This is a genomic window from Nocardia sp. AB354 (genome assembly GCF_049538315.1).
GTDB classification, from domain to species: domain Bacteria; phylum Actinomycetota; class Actinomycetes; order Mycobacteriales; family Mycobacteriaceae; genus Nocardia; species Nocardia nova.
The window spans coordinates 154,169-175,368 of the sequence record NZ_JBMVFU010000011.1; the positions used below are offsets into that span (position 1 = coordinate 154,169).

Here is a 21,200-nt window from a genome sequence, read left to right on the forward strand (position 1 = left end):
ATCATCGCGACCGGCCCGACCACCGCGGCGGCCTACGAGACCTGTGAACGGATCACCCGCACCGAGGCCAAGAACTTCTACTACGGCATCCGGCTGCTGCCCCCGGAGAAGCGCACGGCACTGTGCGCGCTCTACGCGCTGGCCCGCCGCATCGACGATATCGGCGACGAGCAGGGCGAACCGGCCGCCAAAACCGAGGCGCTGACCCTGTTGCGCAAGGAATTGGACAAGGTCACCGGCGACGCCGGCACCGACGATCCGGTGTTGTTCGCCGTCGCCGACACCGCGCGGCGCTATCCGGTGCCGCTGGGCGCGTTCGGCGAACTGATCGACGGTGTGCAGGCCGATGTCGACGGCGTCACCTACACCGACTTCGACGAGTTGACCCACTACTGCCGGTGCGTGGCCGGGGCGGTGGGCCGCCTGTGCCTGTCGATCTTCGGCTCCGGCGGTGATCCGTGCGCGCCGCTGTATGCCGATCAGCTGGGAATAGCGTTGCAGCAGACCAACATTCTGCGCGATATCCGCGAGGACCTCGGCAACGGCCGGGTCTATCTGCCCCGGGACGAGTTGCTGCGCTTCGGCGTCCGGCTCGAACTCGACGCCGGTGGGGCGCTCGACGATCACAACGGCGGACTGGCCGCGCTGATCCGCGCCGGCGCCGAACGCGCCGAGAACTGGTATTGCCTGGGACTGCGGCTGATTCCGCATCTGGACGGCCGCAGTGCCGCCTGCTGCGCGGCGATGGCGGGCATCTACCGGCGGCTCAACGAGCGCATCCGCGCCAATCCGGTGGCCGTCTACGACCGGCGGCTGTCGTTGAGCGCACGGGAGAAGACCCGCGTCGCCTCCGGCGCCCTGCTGCAGTACTCGATGACGGCATTCGGGTGGAGCCCGCGATGACGGCGCGGGTGGCCGTGGTGGGCGGCGGGCTCGCGGGGATCACCGCGGCTCTGCGCTGCGCGGACGCCGGATATGCGGTGCGGCTGTATGAATCCCGGCCCTGGCTGGGCGGGCTGACGCATTCGTTTCCCCGTGGCGATCTGTGGATCGACAACGGACAACACGTCTTCCTGCGGTGCTGCGACCGCTATCTCGCACTGCTGGATCGGCTCGGCATGCTGGATGCGGTGCACCTGCAGCCGCGCTTGGACATACCCGTCTCCGGCGGTGGCCGCGCGGGCAGGTTGCGGCGGCTGCCGTTGCCGGCGCCGTTGCATCTGAGCTGGGCGCTGCTGCGCTATCCGTGGTTGTCGCAGGGCGCGCGGGTGCGGTTCGTCCGGGCCGCACTTGCTCTGCGGGCGGTCGATCCCGCCGATCCACGGACGGACACCACCAGTTTCGGGGACTGGTTGCGTGCGCACGGCCAGGATCGCGACGCCGTGGACAGTCTGTGGGATCTGGTCGGCATCGCCACCCTCAACGCGCGCGCCGACGACGTATCGCTGGCGCTGGCCGCGACCGTCTTCCGGATCGGCCTGCTCACCGATGCCGATGCCGCCGATATCGGGTGGTCGCGGATCCCGTTGCGGCAGTTGCACGGTGAGGCCGCGCTGACCGCCCTCACCGCGGCCGGGGTTACGGTCGTCCACGAGCGAGTCACGGCCGTCCGGCGAGTAGCGAACGGGTGGGCGGTGTGCACCCGGTCCGGCGACTGCGCCGCCGACGCCGTCGTCTCGGCCGTGCCCCCTGCCGCGGCTCAGGCGCTGTTGCCCGCCGACGCGGTGGATCTGCCCGCGAATTGGGCTGCGAGCCTGGGCAGTTCGCCGATCGTCAACATCCACGTGGTCTACGACCGGCAGGTGATGAACGAATCCCTGCGAGCGGGGGTCGGCTCGGTCGTGCAGTGGGTTTTCGACCGCACCGACGCCTCGGGATTGCGCGCGGCGGGTCGCCGGAGCGCGGACGTCACCGACGGGCCACAAGACAGTTCGGCGCCGGTCGCGGCAGCCGCACCGAGCCCGTCGGTGGCACCTGCCCGGTTTCCCGCCGGCGCGCAATATCTGGCCGTCTCCGTCTCCGCCGCCGACGCATTCGTCGATCGCCCCGTCGCCGAGCTGCGCCGGGAATTCCTGCCCGCCCTCGAACAGTTGCTGCCCGCCGCCCGCGCGGCGCAGGTGGTCGACTTCTTCGTCACTCGCGAACGCCATGCGACGTTCCGGCCCGCACCGGGCAGTGCGCGGCTGCGGCCGCCCGCGGCCACCGCGTTGCCCGGCCTGGCGCTGGCCGGAGCGTGGACCGACACCGGCTGGCCCGCGACCATGGAGGGCGCCGTGCGCAGCGGGGAATCCGCTGCGGCCGAGATCATTTCGCATCCGTCGGGGCGTCGGCCCCGCGCCGGTGCCGCCGAGCGCACCGGTATGCCCGAACCCCGCACGCGGATATCGGAGGTGATCAGATGACGGTAACCATCCTGTCTACGGTCGACGCCGACGGCCAGGCCGTCCGGTCGGCGCTGTCCGACGCCGTCGGGCGGCTCGACGACGCGATCCGGCCGGTGGTCGCCTATCACCTCGGTTTCTGCGACGAACACGGCCGTCCGGCCGTCGCCGACAGCGGCAAATCGGTGCGGTCGCGGCTGACCATGCTCGCCGCCCACGCCGCCGGCGGCGACGAGCTCTGTGGGGTTCCGGGCGCGGTGGCGGTCGAACTCGTGCACAACTTCTCGCTCGTGCACGACGACCTGATGGATCGCGACGCCACCCGCCGGCATCGGCCCACGGTCTGGGCGGTGTGGGGCGATCCGGTCGCCGTGCTGGCCGGCGACGCGATGCTCTCGCTGTCGCACGAGGTGCTGCTCGATTCCGGGTCACCGCACGCGGTGGCGGCGGCCCGGCTGGTCGGGAAGGCGACCCAGGATCTGATCATCGGCCAGGCCGCCGACGTCGACTTCGAACACCGCAACGACGTGACCCTCGCCGAATGTATCCGCATGGCCATGGGCAAGACCGCGGCGCTGCTCTCGGCGAGTGCCGCGGTCGGCGGTGTGCTGGCCGGGGCGCCGCCGGCGACGGTCGGGGCGCTGCGCACCTACGGCGACAACATCGGTCTCGCCTTCCAGCTCGTCGACGATCTGCTCGGCATCTGGGGCGATCCGGCGGTGACCGGCAAACCGGTGTTCTCGGATCTGCGTTCGCGCAAGAAGTCGCTCCCGGTCACCTGGAGCGTGGAATCCGGCCGCCCGGCCGGTCAGGCGCTGGCACAGTGGCTCGCCCAATCGGGCGAACCGAGCGAGAACGATCTGCGGGCCGCCGCCGACATGGTCGAGACCGCCGGTGGCCGGCGCTGGGCCCGCGCCGAGGCCCGGCGGCGGGTGCGCACCGCCCAGCAGGCTCTCGCCGCGGTCACCATCACCCCCGAATACCGCCGGGAGCTTTGTGACCTGGCCGATTTCATCGTGGAACGGAGTGCATAGGAATGACAGTCACCCAAACCGGCAATGCGGCAGCGAACCGGCGGGCAGCGGTCGATCCGGCGCACGGCGCCGACGAACTGAGCACGGTCCGCTCGGCCACCGACGCGGCGGTGCGGCTGCTGCGCTCGTCCCAGCACGAACAGGGCTGGTGGAAGGGCGAATTGGCGACCAACGTGACGATGGACGCCGAAGATCTGCTGCTGCGGGAGTTCCTCGGCATCTCCACCCCGGACGTGACCGAGCCGGCGGCACGCTGGATCCGATCACAGCAGCGCGCCGACGGAACCTGGGCGACCTTCCACGGCGGCCCCGGCGATCTGTCGACCACCGCCGAAGCGTGGGTGGCGTTGCGACTCGCCGGTGACGACCCGGCCGCGCCGCATATGCGCGCCGCGGCCGCATTCGTGCGCGCCGAGGGCGGGATCGAGGCGTCGCGGGTCTTCACCCGAATCTGGTTGGCGCTGTTCGGCTTGTGGTCCTGGGACGATCTGCCGAATCTGCCACCCGAACTCGTGCTGTTCCCGTCCTGGTTCCCGCTCAACATCTACGACTGGGGATGCTGGGCCCGCCAGACCGTGGTGCCGTTGACCGTGGTCGCCACGCTGCGGCCGTGCCGCCCGCTGCCGTTCGGCATCGACGAATTGCGTACCGGCGCGCCCCCGGCCCGCCGCGCGCCGATCACCTCCCTCGCCGGAGTGTTCCAGCGCGTGGATACGGTGCTGCACACCTACGCGCGGCTGCCGTTGAATCCGCTGCGCGATGTGGCGATGCGGCACGCCGCGGAGTGGATTCTGGCCCGCCAGGAGGCCGACGGCGGCTGGGGCGGAATTCAGCCGCCGTGGGTGTATTCGCTGCTGGCACTGCACCTGCTGGGCTATCCGCTCGATCATCCGGCGATGCGGGCGGGCATCGCGGGCCTGGACGGATTCGTCGTCCGCGAACAAACCCCGGACGGTGAGGTACGGCGGCTCGAGGCCTGCCAGTCACCGGTGTGGGATACCGCGCTGGCGACGGCCGCGCTGCTGGACAGCGGGGTGGCGCCCGACGACCCAGCGGTGCTGCGGGCCACCGACTGGCTGCTGGGTGAGCAGATCACCGCCGGCGGCGACTGGCAGGTGCGCCGGCCACATCTGGAACCCGGGGGCTGGGCCTTCGAATTCGCCAACGACGTCTACCCCGACACCGACGACACTGCCGAGATCGTCATTGCGCTGCATCAGGTTTCGCATCCGGATCGCCCGCGGCTGGATGCGGCGATCGAGCGCGCGGTGCGCTGGACGGTCGGCATGCAGTCCGCCGACGGCGGGTGGGGCGCCTTCGACGCCGACAACACCTCGATCCTGCCGACGAAACTGCCGTTCTGCGATTTCGGCGCCGTCACCGATCCGCCTTCGGCCGATGTGACCGCGCACGTGGTGGAGATGCTGGCGGTCCTCGGCCGCGGCGGTGATCGCGCATGCCGCCGCGGTGTGCGCTGGCTGCTCGACCATCAGGAGTCCGACGGTTCCTGGTTCGGACGCTGGGGCGCCAACCACGTCTACGGCACGGGCGCGGCGGTTCCGGCGCTGGTCGCGGCTGGTACGAGTCCGCGGTCGACGGCGATCCGCGCGGCGGTGCGCTGGCTGGAGGCCCATCAGAACGCCGACGGCGGATGGGGTGAGGATCTGCGCTCCTATCGGGACCCGGAATGGGTCGGCCGCGGCGACTCCACCGCCTCGCAGACCGCGTGGGCCCTGCTGGCCCTGCTGGCCGCCGAGGAACACGACTCCCCCGCCGTGCGCCGCGGCATCGACTGGCTGGTGCGCACGCAGCGACCCGACGGCGGCTGGGACGAGGACCTGTTCACCGGCACCGGCTTCCCCGGCGATTTCTACATCAACTACCACCTGTACCGCTTGGTGTTCCCGGTCTGGGCGTTGGGGCGGTACCTGCGGCGGCGAACGGCCACCGCCGAGCGAGACGGGAGCTGACGACATGCCCCGCCCCGGAACCGTCTGTGCCCCGTTGCGTTCGGAGTGGGCAGCACTGCGTGGTGCCGCCACGGCGCCCGTGGTGCACACCGGGCGCGGTCCGCGGCGGCGCTACGACGCCGCGGCGGCGGGACCGGTCGCGGTGGCGGGAGTCGCGGGTGCGCTGACCACGGAGCTGCGCCCCGGTGATCTCGTGGTGGCCAGCGAGATCCGGCGCAACGGCACCGAATTGCACAGTCCCGCAGCGGTATTGCTGCACGGCGAACTTCTGCGCCTGGGGCTGCCCGCACGGCTCGGACCGGTGTATTCCGCCGAGCACGTGGTCACCGGCCGGGCGCGCGCCGAACTGGCGGAGACCGGTGCGCTCGCGGTCGACACCGAAACCGCGTTCCTCGCCGCCGAAGCCCCCGACGGGCAGGCCGTCGCGCTCCGGGCGATCGTCGACACCCCCGACGCGCCGCTGCTGCGCCCCGGCACGATGTGGCGCGGAATACGGGCACTGCGTTCGCTGCGGGCGGCCGCGCCGGCGCTGGACCGATGGTCGTCGGCAACCGGCGAGCGCGAGATCCTGCTCGCCGGGCCACGCTCGTTCTGCGCCGGGGTCGAGCGGGCGATCGAGATCGTCGAGCAGGCGTTGCTCCGCTTCGGCGCCCCGGTATACGTGCGGCGTCAGATCGTGCACAACTGCCATGTGGTGCGCGAATTGGCCCGGCACGGAGCGGTTTTCGTCGAGGAGCTCGATCATGTGCCCGAAGGCGCGGTGGTCGTGCTCGCCGCGCACGGCGTGACCCCGGACGTCCGCCGCCAGGCCGAACGCCGCCGCCTGCGCGTGGTCGACGGCACCTGTCCCCTGGTGTCGAAGGTACACGCGGAGGTGCGCACCTTCGCCGCCGCCGACAAGACCGTCTTCCTGATCGGTCACGCCGACCACGAGGAGGTGGTAGGCACCCGCGGCGAGGCGCCCGGCAATGTGATCGTGGTCGCCGATCCGGAAGCGGCCGCCCGGGTGTCGCCACCGGATCCCGATCGGGTCGCCTACGTCACGCAGACCACCCTGGCCGTCGCGGAGGCCGAGGCCACGGCCGATGTTCTGCGGCAACGGTTTCCGGCCTTGAGCGGGCCGCGCAAGGACGACATCTGTTATGCCACCACCAACCGCCAGGAGGCGGTGCGGGCGGTGGCCCGGGAATCGGACCTGGTGCTCGTGCTGGGTTCGCGTAACTCCTCCAATTCGCTGCGGCTGGCCGAGGTCGCCGCGGCCGAGGGTGTGGCGGCACATCTGGTGGAGGACGCCGGCGAGGTCGAATTGGACTGGCTGGCCGGCACCCGCCGCATCGGCGTCACCGCCGGTGCGTCGGCACCGCCGCATCTGGTGGACGACCTGGTCGAGGCCCTGTCCGGGCTCGGCGCCCTCCGGGTCCGCCACACCACCGTGACCGAAGAGAGTGTTCGATTCAACCTGCCTCGGGAGGTGAGCTGAATGGCCATGCCATTCCGTCAATCCGTACGTCTGGGAGCGTATCTCGCAAAACAGAAGCTGTTGCGCCGCGAGAAGTTCCCCATCCTGGTCGAATTGGAGCCGTTGTTCGCCTGCAATCTGAAATGCGCGGGCTGCGGCAAGATTCAGCATCCGCATACGCTGCTCAAACAGCGCATGCCGGTCGAACAGGCCGTCGGCGCGATCGAGGAATGCGGCGCCCCGATGGTCTCGATCGCCGGTGGCGAACCGCTGATGCATCCGCAGATCGACGAGATCGTGCGGCAACTGCTCGACCGTAACAAGATCGTCTTTTTGTGCACGAACGCGGTACTGCTGCCCAAACATCTGCACAAGTTCACCCCGCACCGCAATTTCGCGTGGATGGTGCATCTGGACGGACTGCGCGAACGCCACGACGCCTCGGTCTGCAAGGACGGCGTCTTCGATCAGGCCGTAGCGGCGATCCGCGAGGCCAAGGCCGCCGGATTCCGGGTAATGACGAATACCACCTTCTTCGATCTGGATTCGCCACAGGACGTGATCGACGTCCTGGACTATCTCAACGACGAGCTCGAGATCGACCACATGCAGATCGCACCCGGTTACGCCTACGAGAAGGCCCCCGATCAGGAGCATTGGCTCGGGGTGAAGCAGACCCATCAGCTGTTCGCCAAGGCCTTCGCCGACGGACGCCGCAAGAAGTGGCGGCTGAATCATTCCCCGCTGTACCTGGATTTCCTGGAGGGCAAGGTCGACTTCGACTGCACCGCCTGGGCGATTCCGTCGTATTCGCTCAAGGGATGGCAGCGGCCGTGCTACCTGCTCGACGACGGCTATGTCGCCACCTATCGGGAATTGATCGACGACACCGACTGGAACGCCTTCGGCCGCGGCAACGATCCACGCTGCTCGAATTGCATGGCGCACTGCGGCTACGAGCCGACCGCGGTGGTCGCGACCCTGGGTTCGCTGAAGGAGACGATCCGCGCCGCCGTCAGCTGAGCCGAATCGACACCGGGTCGAATTCCCACACCGGAAGGTGAGCCACGCATGAAACCCTCGCCGCGCGGGCCGGACCCGCTCGCCGCCCTCACCGGACCCGACGCACTGGCCGCGTTGTCCGACGACGAACTGCCCGCGCTGGCGCAGCGGTTACGCGATCGCCTCGTCGAAACCGTCGCCGGAACCGGCGGGCATCTCGGCGCCAGTCTGGGGACGGTGGAGCTGACCATCGCGCTGCATCGCGTCTTCCGTTCGCCCACCGATGTTCTCGTCTTCGACACCGGACATCAGAGTTATGCGCACAAGTTGCTCACCGGGCGATCGCACACCTTCGACACACTGCGGCAGGCGGGTGGGATCGCGGGGTATCCGAACCGCACCGAATCCGCGCACGACTGGGTGGAGAATTCCCACGCCTCGGTCAGCCTGGCGTGGGCCGACGGCATCGCCAAGGCCTTCCAGCTGCGCGGCGAACACGAGCGCCGGGTGGTGGCGGTGGTCGGCGACGGCGCGCTGACCGGCGGTGTGGCCTGGGAAGGCCTGAACAATCTGGGCGCGGGCGGGCGCCCGGTCGTGGTGGTGCTCAACGACAACGGGCGCTCCTACGATCCGACCGTCGGCGCGCTGGCCGGGCATCTCACCGGACTGCGCGACGGCGACACCGTCTCCGGAAATCTGTTCGACGCCTTGGGTTTCACCTATCTGGGCCCGGTGGACGGCCACGACATCGGCGCACTGTGCACGGCCCTGCACAAGGCCGCCGAACTGGCCAAACCGGTTGTCGTGCACGCGGTGACGGTGAAAGGCCGCGGCTTCGGCCCGGCCGAGGCGGACGAGGCCGACCGCATGCACGCGTGCGGGGTGATCGATCCGGTCACCGGTGTGCCGCGCAAACAGCCCGCCCCCACCTGGACCGATATCGTCGAATCGGAACTGGCCGCCATCGCCCGCGACCATCCGGAGGTGGTCGCCATGACCGCGGCGATGCGCTTGCCCACCGGACTCGGCGAATTCTCCCGCGGCGCACCGGAGCGGGTGTTCGATTCCGGTATCGCCGAACAACACCTGCTGGCCTCAGCCGCGGGCCTGGCGGCGGCCGGTATGCATCCGGTGGTGGCGGTGTACTCGACCTTCCTCAACCGCGCGATCGATCAGGTACTGCTCGATATCGCGCTGCACGAACTGCCGGTCACACTGGCCTTGGACCGCGCCGGCGTCACCGGTCCGGACGGCCCCAGCCATCACGGGATGTGGGATCTGGCGCTGCTCACCTGCGTACCGGGGATGCGGATCGCGTGCCCACGCGATCCCGGCCGGGTCCGCGCACTCCTGCGCGAAGCCGTCGCCACGGCCGGGCCCACCACCGTGCGTTATCCGAAAGCCACTGCCGGAGACAATATTTCGCCGCTGGCACGGATGGACGGGATGGACATTCTGTACCGCGGGCCGCGCAGTCCGCTCGATATTCTGCTGGTGGCGGTCGGTCCGATGGCCGGGCCGTGCCTGCGCGCGGCGGAACTACTGGCCGACAGCGGTTTCGGCGCCACCGTCATCGACCCGCGCTGGGTGTGGCCGATCAATCCGGGGCTACCGGCGATCGCGGCGCGGCATCGGCTCACCGTCTGTGTGGAAGACGGTATCGCCGCCGGCGGGATCGGCTCCCATCTGGTCCACGCGATTTCCCGCGACCCCGACGCCGCTCCTGTTCGCGCGCTCGGCCTGCCCACCGCATTCATCCCCCACGCCTCCCGCGACAGCATCCTGGCCGAGTACGGACTGACCGGCGAGGGCATCGCCGCGGCCTGCGCGGAATGGTTACCCGCGACCGAGAGGATCCGATGACCGCCGTATTCCTGTCCGAGCCCGCGGCTCCGACGCTGCGACCGCGCCGGGAGAGCCGGCGCATCCAGGTCGGCTCGGTGCCGGTGGGCGGCGGCGCACCCATCTCGGTGCAGTCGATGACCACCACCGTCACCGCCGATGTCGAGGCGACGCTGCGCCAGATCGCCGAATTGACCGCTGCCGGTTGCGATCTCGTCCGCGTGGCGGTGCCCACCCAGGACGACTGCGCGGCACTGCCGACGATCGCCCGCCGCTCGGCCATCCCGGTGATCGCCGACATCCACTTCAATCCACGCTACGTCTTCGGCGCCATCGATGCCGGTTGTGCCGGAGTGCGGGTGAATCCGGGTAATATCCGCACCTTCGACGACAAGGTCCGCGAGATCGCCGCCGCGGCGGGTGCGGCGGGGGTGCCGATCCGCATCGGCGTCAACGCAGGTTCCCTCGATCGGCGCATCCTGGACCGGCACGGCGGTCGCGCCACGGCCGCCGCACTGGTCGAATCGGCGCTGTGGGAGGCGAGGCTGTTCGAGGAGCACGGTTTCGCCGAGCTGAAGATCTCGGTGAAACACAACGATCCGCTGACGATGATCCAGGCCTACCGGCTGCTCGCCCAGCGTTGCGACTATCCGCTGCATCTCGGGGTCACCGAGGCGGGTCCGCCGCTGCAGGGCACCGCGAAATCGGCCACCGCGTTCGGGATCCTGCTGTCCGAGGGGATCGGCGACACGATCCGGGTCTCGCTGTCCGCGCCGCCGGTCGAGGAGGTCAAGGTCGGTCACCACATCCTGGCCGGGCTCGGGCTGCGCCCCCGCACCCTCGACATCGTGTCCTGCCCGACCTGCGGCCGCTGCCAGGTCGACGTCTTCAAGCTCACGAAGAAGGTCGAGGCGGCCTTCCGGGATTTCCCGGCGCCGCTGCGCGTCGCGGTGATGGGTTGCATCGTCAACGGTCCGGGGGAGTCACGGGAAGCCGATATCGGGGTTTCGGCGGGCAATCACAAGGGTCAGATCTTCGTCCGCGGCGAGGTGGTGCGGACGGTACCGGAATCGATGATCGTGGAGGCGCTGCTCGAGGAAGCGCTGGCACTGGCCGAGGAAGCGCAGGAGGGATAGCCTCGGCAAATCCGGACATTACTCGCATACCACCCCATCTGCGGTAACGGTTACTCGCTACAGGCATGCAGGATTGGACCTGTGGTATAGGTATGCCTTACCTTTGGACGGTGAGCTGGGCCGAGGCTGTACCGAATCTACTGATCTGCCTGCGGGAGGGCCTCGAGGCGGGCCTCGTGGTGACGATCCTGCTGGCTGCCGTGCGCAAAACATCGACCCCCCAGCGCCCGGTCTCCTCGACCCCGGTCTGGCTCGGCCTGCTCGGCGCGGTATCGGTGGCGGCCAGCTTCGCGGCGGTGCTCACCTATTCGACGAGCGTGCTCTCCAACTCCGGCCAGGAAATCGTCGGCGGCACCCTGAGTGTGATCGCGGTCGCCCTGGTGACGGCCATGGTCTTCTGGATGCGGCGCACCGCCGCGTCGCTGTCGGGCCAGCTTCGCGGTGAGGTCGCCCGCGCCACGGCGATCGGCGCGGGAGCGCTGGCCATCACGGCCTTCATGGCCGTCGGGCGCGAAGGCCTGGAATCGACGCTGTTCGTGTGGACCGCGGTGAAGGCCTCCGGCACCACCGTCGCGCCGCTGATCGGCGCCGCACTCGGGTTCACGGCCGCGGTGGTGCTGTGCTGGCTGCTGTATCGGCAGTCGGTGAAACTCAACCTCGGCGTGTTCTTCAACCGCACCGCGCTCGCGCTGATCGTGATCGCCGCCGGCGTGCTGTCCTACGGTCTCGGCGATCTGCAGGACGCCGGAATTCTGCCCGGCCGCCACTGGGTCGCGTTCGACCTGTCGGCGCATATCGACCCCAACTCCTGGTGGGTCTCGATCATCACCGGCATCACCGAACTGACGCCGCGGATGACCGTCTTGCAGGTCGTGGCGTGGGTGGTCTACCTGGCGGTGGTGATCCCGCTGTTCGTCCGAGCGGGACGCCAGGCGCCCGCAAAGGCCCCGGCGAAGGCGGCGCAGCCGGCGGCCGCGGCGCCCGTGACGGCTACCGCCGCGGCGAGTGGCGGGGGCGCCACACCGGCCACCGGGGCGACCGGCCAGGGTCCGCGAAACACAGCGTCGGCGCCTCTCCCGGCGGCAGCGACAACGTCGACATCGGCTCCGGCCGACTCCGAGCACACGCCCGACTGGTGGGAGCGGGTCGCCGGACCTCGACCCTTGTTGGTGGGCGCGGTGCTGGTGGTGGTTCCCGCGGTGGCCGCCGGGGTGGCGATCGCGCTGCTGCCGTCGAGCGGCTCCGGTAAGGCGCAGGCGGTGTCGGTCACCGACAGTTCGTGCGCCTCGGAATGGAAGTCCGGGCGGGCCGGGACGCAGACATTCGAGGTGCAGAACAAGACGTCCAAGGCCGGGGAGATCAACCTGGTCAACTCCGGCGGCGCGGTCGTCGGCGAGATCGAGACGATCGGCCCGGCCACGACCGCCAATCTGACGGCGACCTTGACCAGCGGCAGCTACACCATGCAATGCCTGATGTCCGGCAAACCGGTGACTTCATCGGCGGCAGTGCAGGTCAGCGGTGAGGCGGGCGAGACCCCGCCGGCCGTCAAACGCGTCACCGAGGACGATCTGCGCGGGCCCAACGACGCCTATCAGGCGTATGCCGCCGGCGTGCTGACCCGGCTCTCCGGCGCCGTCACCGCCATCGGCAACGATCTGCGCAGCGGTAATATCGCTGCGGCACAAGCGGATTGGCTGAACGCCCAGCTGGAATGGGAACGGGTCGGCGCCTCCTACAACAGCTTCGGTGACGCCGGCACCGCGGTCTCGGGTCTGCCCGACGGCCTGCCGGGTGGGGTGAACGATCCCGGATTCACCGGTCTGCACCGGCTGGAGTACGGCCTGTGGCACGGCCAGCGGCCGGATCAGTTGCTGCCGGTGGTCGATCGGCTCGGTGGCGATATCACGAACATCCGCAAGAATCTCGGCAGCGACGACCTCGCCGGCGATCCGAAGAAGCTCCCGCTGCGCGGGCACGAGATTCTGGAAGACGCCCTGCGCGACCATATTTCGGGCATCGACGACCAAGGCGCGGGAGCCGCGTATCCGATGACGCTCGCCGACATCGACGTGACTCGCGCGGTCCTCGATCAGCTCGGCCCGCTGATCGACCCGCGGGCGCCGCAGCTGCGCGCCACCCTGCGCACCCGTCTCGACGACTTGCAGGCCGCCCTGCTCGCCACCCAGGACCACGGGCACTGGCAGTCGCCCGACCGGACCCCGCCGGCCGCCCGGCAAGCCGTCAACGCGCGCCTCGGCGCCGCCCTCGAGGAACTCGCCAAGGTGCCGCGATTGCTCGAAGTGCCGATCTCCCACTGACATGCCGAACCACCGACCGACCAGTAAGGCTTCACGATGAACGTCAGCCGCCGCCGCTTCCTCTCCGGCGCCGCCGCCGGTGCCGCCGGAACCGCGCTGACCGCGGGCATCCTCGCCGAGGGCGCCCGCAAGGACGCCGACGCCGCCACCGTGGGCACCCCGAAGGCCGAGGCGAGCTACCCCTTCCACGGTGAACACCAGTCCGGCATCCTCACCCCGGGCCCGTCGGCGAAACAGAATGCCGCCTGCTTCGCCGCCTTCGACGTCACCACCACCCACCGCGCGGAACTGGTGGAGGCGATGAAAACCCTCACCGCACGCGCCCGCTTCCTCACCGCTGGCGGCGCCCCGACCGACCTCGGGCTCGGCCAGCCTCCCTCCGACAGCGCGGTGCTCGGGCCGGAGGTCATCGCCGACGGGCTCACCGTCACCACCGGTGTGGGCGCGAGCCTGTTCGACGGCCGCTTCGGGCTGGCCGCGGCCAAACCCGCCAAACTCACGCCGATGCGGACCTTCCCCAACGACACCCCGGATCCGGCCTGGATGCACGGCGACCTGCTGATCCAGCTGTGCGCGCATCACCCCGACACCGTCCATCACGCGCTGCGCGACATCACCCGCCAGACCCGCGGCGCACTGCAGCTGCGCTGGAAGATCGACGGCTACAACTCCCCGCCGCGCCCCTCCGGCACCGGCCGGAACCTGCTGGGCTTCAAGGACGGAACGGCCAACCCCACCGGCGCCGACGCCGAATCGCTCATCTGGACCGACGGCGGCGGCGAACCCGAGTGGACCCGCGGCGGCACCTATCAGGTGGTCCGGCTGATCCGCATGCTCGTCGAATTCTGGGACCGGGTCTCGATCAACGAGCAGGAGAACATGTTCGGACGCCGACGCGACTCCGGCGCCCCGCTCGACGGCAATCAGGAATTCGACACCCCCGACTACGCCGCCGACCCCGAGGGTTCGGTCATCCCCCTGGATTCCCATATCCGGCTGGCCAATCCGCGCACTCCGGAAACCGCCCGCCAGCAGCTGGTCCGCCGTTCCTACAACTACGACCTCGGCGTGGAGCGCAACGGCAACATGGCCTCGGGCCACATCTTCACCTGCTTCCAGCAGGACGTCGCCCGCCAGTTCGAGGCCATCCAGACCCGGCTGATCAACGAACCTCTCACCGACTACGTCCAGCCCTTCGGCGGCGGCTACTTCTTCGCCCTGCCGGGGGTGCGTGACGAGAAGGATTGGTACGCACGGGCTTTGCTGAGCTGAGCGGTGAGCGCGCCCGCGAACCCGATTTGACTGGCCGGCCGCGAATGCGCAGAGTACGGATGATGATCGCCCCTGCCGACGTCGCCACCGCGACCGTACGCAAGGTGACGATTCGGCTGGTGCCGTTTCTGTGCCTGCTCTACTTCGTCAATTACCTGGATCGGGTGAACGTGGGTTTCGCCGGGCCCAGTGGGATGAAGACCGACCTCGGCATGTCGGAGACCGCGTTCGGATTCGCCTCGGGCATCTTCTTTCTCGGCTATCTCGTGCTGGAAGTGCCGAGCAATCTGGCGCTGCACCGGTTCGGTGCGCGGCGCTGGATCGCCCGCATCATGCTCACCTGGGGCATCGTCGCCACCGCGATGACGTTCGTGCCCAACGAGACGGTCCTCATCGTGCTGCGCTTTCTGCTGGGCGTGGCGGAGGCCGGATTCTTCCCGGGCATTCTGCTGTATCTGACCTTCTGGTTTCCCCAGCGCTACCGGGCCCGTATCGTCGCCCTGTTCATGACCGCGGTGCCACTGTCGACCGCTCTGGGATCCACACTGTCGAGCCTGCTCATCGAGTACGGGGACAACGTCTTCGGGCTCAGCGGCTGGCGGTTCATGTTCCTCGTGCAGGGCCTGCCGGCCTTGCTGCTGGCGGTGGTGACCTGGTTCTACCTCACTGATCGGCCGGAGCAGGCCCGCTGGTTGTCGGCCGAGGAAAGGAGCTGGCTGGCAATCGAACTCACGGCGGAGCAGCGCTCGGTTCAGCGCACCGAACACTGGACGGTGCGCCGATCTCTGACCCATCCGCGCATACTCGGACTGGCCGCGATCTACGCGGGCATCGTCTACGGGCTCTACGCCCTCGGCTTCTTCCTGCCCACCATCGTGGCCGGATTCCAGCAGCAGTACGGGACCCACTACTCGGTGGTGCAGCGTGGCCTGATCACCGCTGTGCCCTATGTGATCGGCGCGGTCGCGATGGTGTGGTGGGGCCGCCACGGCGATCATCGGCGGCCTCGCCATTCCGGTCGCGTTGTACCTGGACAATCCGTTCGCGGCGATGTCCGCGGTCACCGTCTGCGCCGTCGGTGTGCTCGCCGCGCTGCCCACCTTCTGGGCCCTGCCGAGCGCATTCCTGTCCGGAGCCGCCGCGGCCGGCGGGATCGCCCTGATCAATTCGCTCGGCAATGTCAGCGGGTTCGCGGCGCCGTATCTCACCGGCTGGCTGGCCGACCTGACGGGAACCCAGCGCGCGGGGCTGTGGGTGGTGGGGGCATCGATGGTGCTCGCGGGTCTCGGTGTGTTCGCCCTGCGATCCGGAAGCGGCGCTACCGGCTCGACCGACAGCGCACCGAGTTAACCCTCGGCCGCCAATTGCCCGCAGGCCGCGGCGATCTCCTGCCCCCGGGTATCGCGCACCGTGCAGGGCACACCCTGTGCCTCCACTCGTCGCACGAATTCCCGCTCGACGGGTTTCGGCGACGCGTCCCATTTGGAGCCCGGCGTCGGGTTGAGCGGGATGAGGTTGACGTGGACGCGGGAGCCGAGTGCCTTGTGCAGTTTCGAGCCCAGCATGTCGGCGCGCCACGGCTGGTCGTTGATATCGCGGATCAGGGCGTATTCGACCGAGACCCGACGGCCGGTCTTGTCGGCGTAATACCGTGCGGCGTCGAGTACTTCGGCGACCGACCAGCGATTGTTGACCGGCACCAACGTATCTCGCAATTCGTCGTCCGGTGTGTGCAGGGAGACGGCCAGCGTCACCGACAGGCCCTCGTCGGCCAGTTTGCGGATTGCGGGGGCCAGGCCGACGGTCGACACGACCACGTTGCGCTGCGAGATACCCAGGCCGTCCGGGGCGGGCGCGGTGATTCGCCGGACCGCCGCCACCACGCGCTTGTAGTTGGCGAGCGGCTCACCCATCCCCATGAACACGATGTTCGACAGCCGGCCGACACCGCCGGCCACCTCGCCGTCACGCAACGCCGCGGCGGCCGCGCGCACCTGGTCGACGATTTCGGCGGTCGATAGATTGCGATTCAGTCCGCCCTGGCCGGTCGCGCAGAACGGGCAGGCCATACCGCAGCCGGCCTGACTGGAGATACACAGCGTGTTGCGGTCGGGATAGCGCATCAGCACGCTCTCGAGCAGCGTGCCGTCACCTGCGCGCCACAGGGTCTTGCGGGTGGTTCCCTCGTCGCACACCACTTGCCGCACCTCGCTGAGCAGCGGCGGGAACAGCGCCTCCGCGATCTTCTCCCGCATCGGCTCGGGCAGATCGGTCATCTGCCGCGGGTCGGCCTGCAACCGCGCGTAGTACTGCCGGGCGATCTGATCGGCCCGGAACTTCGGCAGTCCGAGCTCCTCCACCGCCTGCCGCCGCTGGGCCGAATCGAGGTCGGCGAGATGCCGCGGCGGCATTCCACGGCGCGGGGCATCGAAAACGAGCGGCAGGGAGGTAGTCATAACCCTTCCAGTGTCGCATTGCCGGTACCGGCCCGCCGCCTGCGGGCAGGGATAACCCGATCACAGTTACGGCGCGGCCGAACGGGTATTCCGGAGATACGCATATCCGCCATAGCGATCGGGAATGATCGAAATATGACCAGCGACGCAGTACCGAGCCACGGACCGGATCCGGTCCCGCACACCGATCCCCCGCGCGTCGACACTCCGCGCGTCGACACTCCGCCCTCGACCGCACCCGTCCGGCGCAACCGAGCCCTGAAAACCCGCGCGGGCTACACCTGGGTGGCGCTGGTGGCGGCGGCGGTAATCGGGGTGCTGCTGTTGATCTTCATCCTGCAGAACCTCGATCAGGTGCGGATCCACCTGTTCTTCTGGCAGTTCAACCTGCCGCTCGGCGTCACGCTGCTGCTGTCGGTGATCGCCGGAGCGCTGGTGATGGCGCTGGCCGGCGGCTGGCGGATCATGCAGTTGCGGCGCGCGGCGAAGCGGCGCTGAACCCGGAGCGGCGGGGTCTCAGAGCAGGGCGGTCAGCACCAGCCAGGAGACGAACGCCGAGGGCAGCATCGAGTCGAGGCGATCCATGATGCCGCCGTGTCCGGGCAGCAGCGTGCCCATGTCCTTGATGCCCAGCTCGCGCTTGATCTGCGATTCGATCAGATCCCCGCAGGTCGCAACGAGCACGACCGCGATGCCCAGCAGCACGCCGATCATCGAATTGGCCTGCAGCAGCAGCGTCACCGTGAGCAGTCCGCCGATGATGCAGAACACCAGCGAGCCGGCGAAACCCTCCCAGGACTTCTTCGGGCTGATGGCCGGCACCATCGGATGGCGGCCGAACAGCACCCCGGCCACGTAACCGCCGACATCGGAGCAGACCACCAGGATCATGAAGGTCAGCACCCGGAGATTGCCGTCGTCCTGTTGCAGCATCAACACCGCGAACGAGGCCAGCAGCGGGATCCAGGACACCACGAATACCGTGATCGCGGTGTCGCGCAGGAAGTTTCGCGGCGTGGCCGACAAGCCGTGGTCGAACAGCCGCCAGACCATGCACACCAGCGCGGTCGCCGCGAACGCACCCGCCACGCCCTGGGGGCCGTAGGGCCAGGCCAGCCAGATCATCGCCTGCCCGCCGACGATCAGCGGCACCCGCGGCACCAGGACATCGGCCTCGCGCAGCCGCTTGGCGACCTCCCAGGTGGCGATCGCCATCGCGACCGCGATGACTCCGATCAGAACCTTCGGAACGAACAGCAGGATCGCGATCAGCGATGCGCCGAGGCCGACACCGACCGCCAGCGCGGCCGGTAAGTTGCGACCGGCGCGTGAGGGCTTACCGCTCGGCTGCGCCGAGGGCGTGTCGGGAGCCGGTGTTGCACCGGCCGGGTCGCTCACCGGCATCGTCTCGCCGGCTGCGGCGTCTTCGGCCACGATTGTCCCGTCGCTCACTTATTCGTCCACTCCGTCCCCGGGCCCGTGCCGCATCGTCGCGCCGGGCCGAGTCTCACACCTCGAGCAGTTCCGATTCCTTGTGCTTGACCAGCTCGTCGATCTGGGCAACGTACTTCTGGGTGGTCTTGTCCAGTTCCTTCTCGGCGCGACCGACCTCGTCCTCACCGGCCTCGCCGTCCTTCTGGATGCGGCTCAGCTCATCCATCGACTTGCGCCGCACATTGCGAATGGCGATCTTGGCGTCCTCACCCTTGGATTTCGCCTGCTTCACCAATTCCCGCCGCCGCTCCTCGGTCAGCTGCGGAATCACCACGCGAATGATCGTGCCGTCGTTGGTCGGATTCACGCCCAGATCCGAATTGCGGATCGCGGTCTCGATCGTCTGCAACTGCCCCTGCTCGTAGGGCTTGATGACGACCATGCGCGGTTCGGGCACGGTGATGCTGGCCATCTGGGTGATCGGCGTCGGCGAGCCGTAGTACTCGACCACGACCCGGTTGAACATGCCCGGGTTGGCGCGGCCGGTCCGAATACCTCCGAGGTCGTCCTTCGCCACCGAGACAGCCTTTTCCATCTTCTCCTCGGCGTCGAAGAGCGCTTCATCAATCACGACCGTTTCCTCCACAGCATCGTTTCGGGGCCCGGAATTCGCGAGGACCGATCCCCGCAGGGTTCAGGACCGAACCAGTGTGCCGATTTTCTCACCGGCCACCGCGCGGGCGATATTGCCCTTGATCAACAAATTGAACACCAGCATCGGCATCTGGTTGTCCATACACAAACTGAACGCGGTCGCATCGGCCACCTTGAGTCCGCGCTCGAGGACTTCCTTGTGGGTGATCTCGGAGAACATGATCGCCTCCGCCTCGACCTTGGGGTCGGCGGTGAAGACGCCGTCGACGGCCTTGGCCATCAGCACCACCTCGGCGCCGATCTCGAGCGCGCGCTGCGCCGCGGTGGTGTCGGTGGAGAAGTACGGCATGCCCATACCGGCCCCGAAGATCACCACGCGGCCCTTCTCGAGGTGCCGCTTCGCCCGCAGGGGCAGATACGGCTCCGCGACCTGTCCCATGGTGATGGCCGTCTGCACCCGGGTGTCGACACCCTGCTTCTGCAGAAAGTCTTGCAGCGCAAGGCTGTTCATCACGGTGCCGAGCATACCCATGTAATCGGAGCGGGCCCGCTCCATGCCGCGCTCCTCGAGTTCGGCGCCGCGGAAGAAGTTGCCGCCACCGATGACCACCGCCACCTGCACGCCGGTCGAGACGACCTCGGCGATCTGCTCGGCTACGGTCTGGACCACATCCGGGTCGAGCCCGACCTCGCCGCCGCCGAACATCTCCCCACCCAATTTGAGGAGTACTCGGCGATAGCCCTTGCGGTCGGGCGCCGTATCCGGGTCCGTCATCGGTCTCCTAGTCCTCGGCAGTCGAGCGAGCGCACGCACGGGAAATTACCCTCCCGGGTGCGATTGTTCGCGCGGGACGGTAACACGCTGCGTCCATCCTGCACCACGCGAGGTCGAGCCGGTGAGCCGACCCTCGAATACGCCGCAATTCCCGGATCCCACTCCGAAACGTTGTTGTTTCAAATAAGGTGCGGCCGCATGAAGATCACTCGCCGGACGGTTCACTTTCTCTGCGCCGCAGCGTTGCTCGGCGCCGCACCCCTCGCCGTCGTCTCTCCCGCCACGGCGGCGGTCGTTCCGCTGACACCGGAGGCCACAGCGGCGCCGGACAACCTCGATTCCGCCACGCCGACCAGTTTCACCGGACCGATCCCGACCGGCAGCACCGCGGCGGCGTTCGGCAGCGTGGACAACAGCACGCCGATCATCAGCCTGCTCCCCGTCATACCGTTCCTGGCGAACTGGGCCATCACCGGGAGCAACGAATGCATCATGCCGGGAACGGGCCACTGCGGCACCGGTGGCTGATCGATACCGAAAGGCCCCCGGCGCAACGGAATTCGTCGCGCCGGGGGCCTTTGCGGTGTATCAGGCCTGGCCGACCTCGAAGCGAGCGAAGCGGGTGACGGTGACACCGGCCTCGTCCAGCAGCTGCTTGACGGTCTTCTTGCTGTCGGTGACCGACGACTGCTCCAGCAGGACGACGTCCTTGTAGAAGCCGTTCACCCGGCCCTCGACGATCTTCGGCAGCGCGGCCTCCGGCTTGCCCTCTTCCTTGGCGGTCGCCTCGGCGATCTCGCGCTCCTTGGCGACGACCTCGGCCGGGACCTCCTCGCGGGTCAGGTACTTGGCCTTCAGCGCGGCGATCTGCATCGCGGCGGCGCGAGCAACCTCGGCGGCGGCGGCGCCCTCACCCTGGTACTCGACGAGCACGCCGACGGCCGGCGGCAGGTCCGAGGACCGCTTGTGCAGGTAGGTCGCGACCGGGCCCTCGAAGGACACGACGCGACGCAGCTCGAGCTTCTCGCCGATCTTGGCGGCCAGCTCCTGCACCACCTGGTCGGCGGTCTTGCCGTTGACGTCGACGGCCTTGAGCGCCTCCAGATCGGCCGGGCGCACCTTGGCGGCGGCGTCGACGATGTCGCCGGCGGTGTTCTGGAACTCGTCGTTCTTGGCGACGAAGTCGGTCTCGGAGTTGAGCTCGATCATCACGCCGTTCTGCGCGGCGACCAGACCCTCGGCCGTGGCGCGCTCGGCGCGCTTGCCGACATCCTTGGCGCCCTTGATCCGCAGAACCTCGACGGCTTTATCGAAGTCGCCGTCGGTCTCCTCCAGGGCCTTCTTGCAGTCCATCATTCCGGAGCCGGTGAGCTCGCGGAGCCGCTTCACATCCTGGGCGGTGTAGTTCGCCATCGTGGCGAGCCTCCTCGAAGATTTACGAAAGTTGTCAGGTCTCTTAGCACC

General features: G+C 68.8%; 17 protein-coding genes and 1 pseudogene. 13 read left to right on the forward strand and 5 right to left on the reverse strand.

The features are described 5' to 3' along the window. The 11 genes and pseudogenes from hpnD (at window position 1) to ACPCUW_RS18225 (ending at window position 15,767) form a co-directional block, all read left to right on the forward strand. Window positions 1-903: a presqualene diphosphate synthase HpnD gene (gene hpnD, locus ACPCUW_RS18175; protein WP_423426137.1), complete on the forward strand. Its 903-nt coding sequence runs from the start codon at window positions 1-3 to the stop codon at window positions 901-903. Further along, window positions 900-2,402 (forward strand): hydroxysqualene dehydroxylase HpnE, encoded by a 1,503-nt coding sequence (hpnE, locus tag ACPCUW_RS18180; RefSeq protein WP_423426065.1) that lies wholly within the window; start codon window positions 900-902, stop codon window positions 2,400-2,402. Before hpnD ends, hpnE begins: the two co-directional genes overlap by 4 nt. Beyond that, window positions 2,399-3,415 (forward strand): polyprenyl synthetase family protein, encoded by a 1,017-nt coding sequence (locus ACPCUW_RS18185; RefSeq protein ID WP_423426067.1) that lies wholly within the window; start codon window positions 2,399-2,401, stop codon window positions 3,413-3,415. The genes hpnE and ACPCUW_RS18185 overlap by 4 nt, the downstream gene beginning before the upstream one ends. 2 nt (window positions 3,416-3,417) lie before the next feature. Continuing rightward, window positions 3,418-5,385 (forward strand): squalene--hopene cyclase, encoded by a 1,968-nt coding sequence (gene shc, locus ACPCUW_RS18190; RefSeq protein WP_423426069.1) that lies wholly within the window; start codon window positions 3,418-3,420, stop codon window positions 5,383-5,385. A 478-nt stretch (window positions 5,386-5,863) separates the two neighbouring features. Further along, window positions 5,864-6,865 (forward strand): 4-hydroxy-3-methylbut-2-enyl diphosphate reductase, encoded by a 1,002-nt coding sequence (ispH, locus tag ACPCUW_RS18195; RefSeq protein WP_423426138.1) that lies wholly within the window; start codon window positions 5,864-5,866, stop codon window positions 6,863-6,865. Continuing rightward, window positions 6,866-7,867, forward strand: a complete 1,002-nt coding sequence (hpnH, locus tag ACPCUW_RS18200; protein WP_030513098.1) for an adenosyl-hopene transferase HpnH — start codon at window positions 6,866-6,868, stop codon at window positions 7,865-7,867. 48 nt (window positions 7,868-7,915) lie between these two features. Beyond that, the gene (locus tag ACPCUW_RS18205) at window positions 7,916-9,709 is read left to right on the forward strand and encodes a 1-deoxy-D-xylulose-5-phosphate synthase (RefSeq protein ID WP_423426070.1); all 1,794 of its coding nucleotides are present in this window, start codon (window positions 7,916-7,918) and stop codon (window positions 9,707-9,709) included. Beyond that, complete coding sequence (ispG, locus tag ACPCUW_RS18210) at window positions 9,706-10,824, forward strand: flavodoxin-dependent (E)-4-hydroxy-3-methylbut-2-enyl-diphosphate synthase (RefSeq protein ID WP_423426071.1); 1,119 nt, start codon at window positions 9,706-9,708, stop codon at window positions 10,822-10,824. The genes ACPCUW_RS18205 and ispG overlap by 4 nt, the downstream gene beginning before the upstream one ends. Window positions 10,825-10,934: 110 nt before the next feature. Continuing rightward, window positions 10,935-13,145: an iron uptake transporter permease EfeU gene (efeU, locus tag ACPCUW_RS18215; RefSeq protein ID WP_423426073.1), complete on the forward strand. Its 2,211-nt coding sequence runs from the start codon at window positions 10,935-10,937 to the stop codon at window positions 13,143-13,145. 36 nt (window positions 13,146-13,181) lie between these two features. Then, a complete protein-coding gene (efeB, locus tag ACPCUW_RS18220) occupies window positions 13,182-14,417 on the forward strand; it encodes an iron uptake transporter deferrochelatase/peroxidase subunit (RefSeq protein ID WP_030513094.1) in 1,236 nt (411 codons plus the stop codon). Window positions 14,418-14,479: 62 nt separating this feature from the next. Next, window positions 14,480-15,767 (forward strand): annotated as a pseudogene (locus ACPCUW_RS18225) (MFS transporter). Here the strand turns inward: ACPCUW_RS18225 and rlmN are convergent. Then, window positions 15,764-16,873: a 23S rRNA (adenine(2503)-C(2))-methyltransferase RlmN gene (gene rlmN, locus ACPCUW_RS18230; protein WP_063014965.1), complete on the reverse strand. Its 1,110-nt coding sequence runs from the start codon at window positions 16,871-16,873 to the stop codon at window positions 15,764-15,766. The pseudogene ACPCUW_RS18225 and the gene rlmN sit on opposite strands and share 4 nt — an antisense overlap. Before the next feature lie 135 nt (window positions 16,874-17,008). On the opposite strand from rlmN, the gene ACPCUW_RS18235 reads away from it, so the two are divergent. Next, window positions 17,009-17,371, forward strand: coding sequence for a LapA family protein (locus tag ACPCUW_RS18235; RefSeq protein WP_423426075.1), 363 nt, complete (start codon window positions 17,009-17,011; stop codon window positions 17,369-17,371). A gap of 18 nt (window positions 17,372-17,389) precedes the next feature. Here ACPCUW_RS18235 and ACPCUW_RS18240 read toward each other — a convergent pair whose 3' ends face one another. The 3 genes from ACPCUW_RS18240 to pyrH form a co-directional block, all read right to left on the reverse strand. After that, window positions 17,390-18,277 carry a phosphatidate cytidylyltransferase gene (locus ACPCUW_RS18240; protein ID WP_064904027.1) on the reverse strand — a complete coding sequence of 296 codons (888 nt, stop codon included), beginning with the start codon at window positions 18,275-18,277 and terminating at the stop codon, window positions 17,390-17,392. A 103-nt stretch (window positions 18,278-18,380) separates the two neighbouring features. Further along, window positions 18,381-18,938: a ribosome recycling factor gene (gene frr / locus ACPCUW_RS18245; protein ID WP_064904025.1), complete on the reverse strand. Its 558-nt coding sequence runs from the start codon at window positions 18,936-18,938 to the stop codon at window positions 18,381-18,383. 63 nt (window positions 18,939-19,001) lie between these two features. Beyond that, window positions 19,002-19,736, reverse strand: coding sequence for a UMP kinase (gene pyrH, locus ACPCUW_RS18250; protein WP_030513088.1), 735 nt, complete (start codon window positions 19,734-19,736; stop codon window positions 19,002-19,004). Between the two features lie 198 nt (window positions 19,737-19,934). Here pyrH and ACPCUW_RS18255 point away from each other — a divergent pair, with 198 nt between their 5' ends. Further along, window positions 19,935-20,264 (forward strand): hypothetical protein, encoded by a 330-nt coding sequence (locus ACPCUW_RS18255; protein ID WP_423426077.1) that lies wholly within the window; start codon window positions 19,935-19,937, stop codon window positions 20,262-20,264. Window positions 20,265-20,324: 60 nt separating this feature from the next. On the opposite strand, the gene tsf is transcribed toward ACPCUW_RS18255, so the two are convergent. Next, the gene (tsf, locus tag ACPCUW_RS18260) at window positions 20,325-21,149 is read right to left on the reverse strand and encodes a translation elongation factor Ts (RefSeq protein WP_423426079.1); all 825 of its coding nucleotides are present in this window, start codon (window positions 21,147-21,149) and stop codon (window positions 20,325-20,327) included. Window positions 21,150-21,200 lie beyond the last annotated feature (51 nt).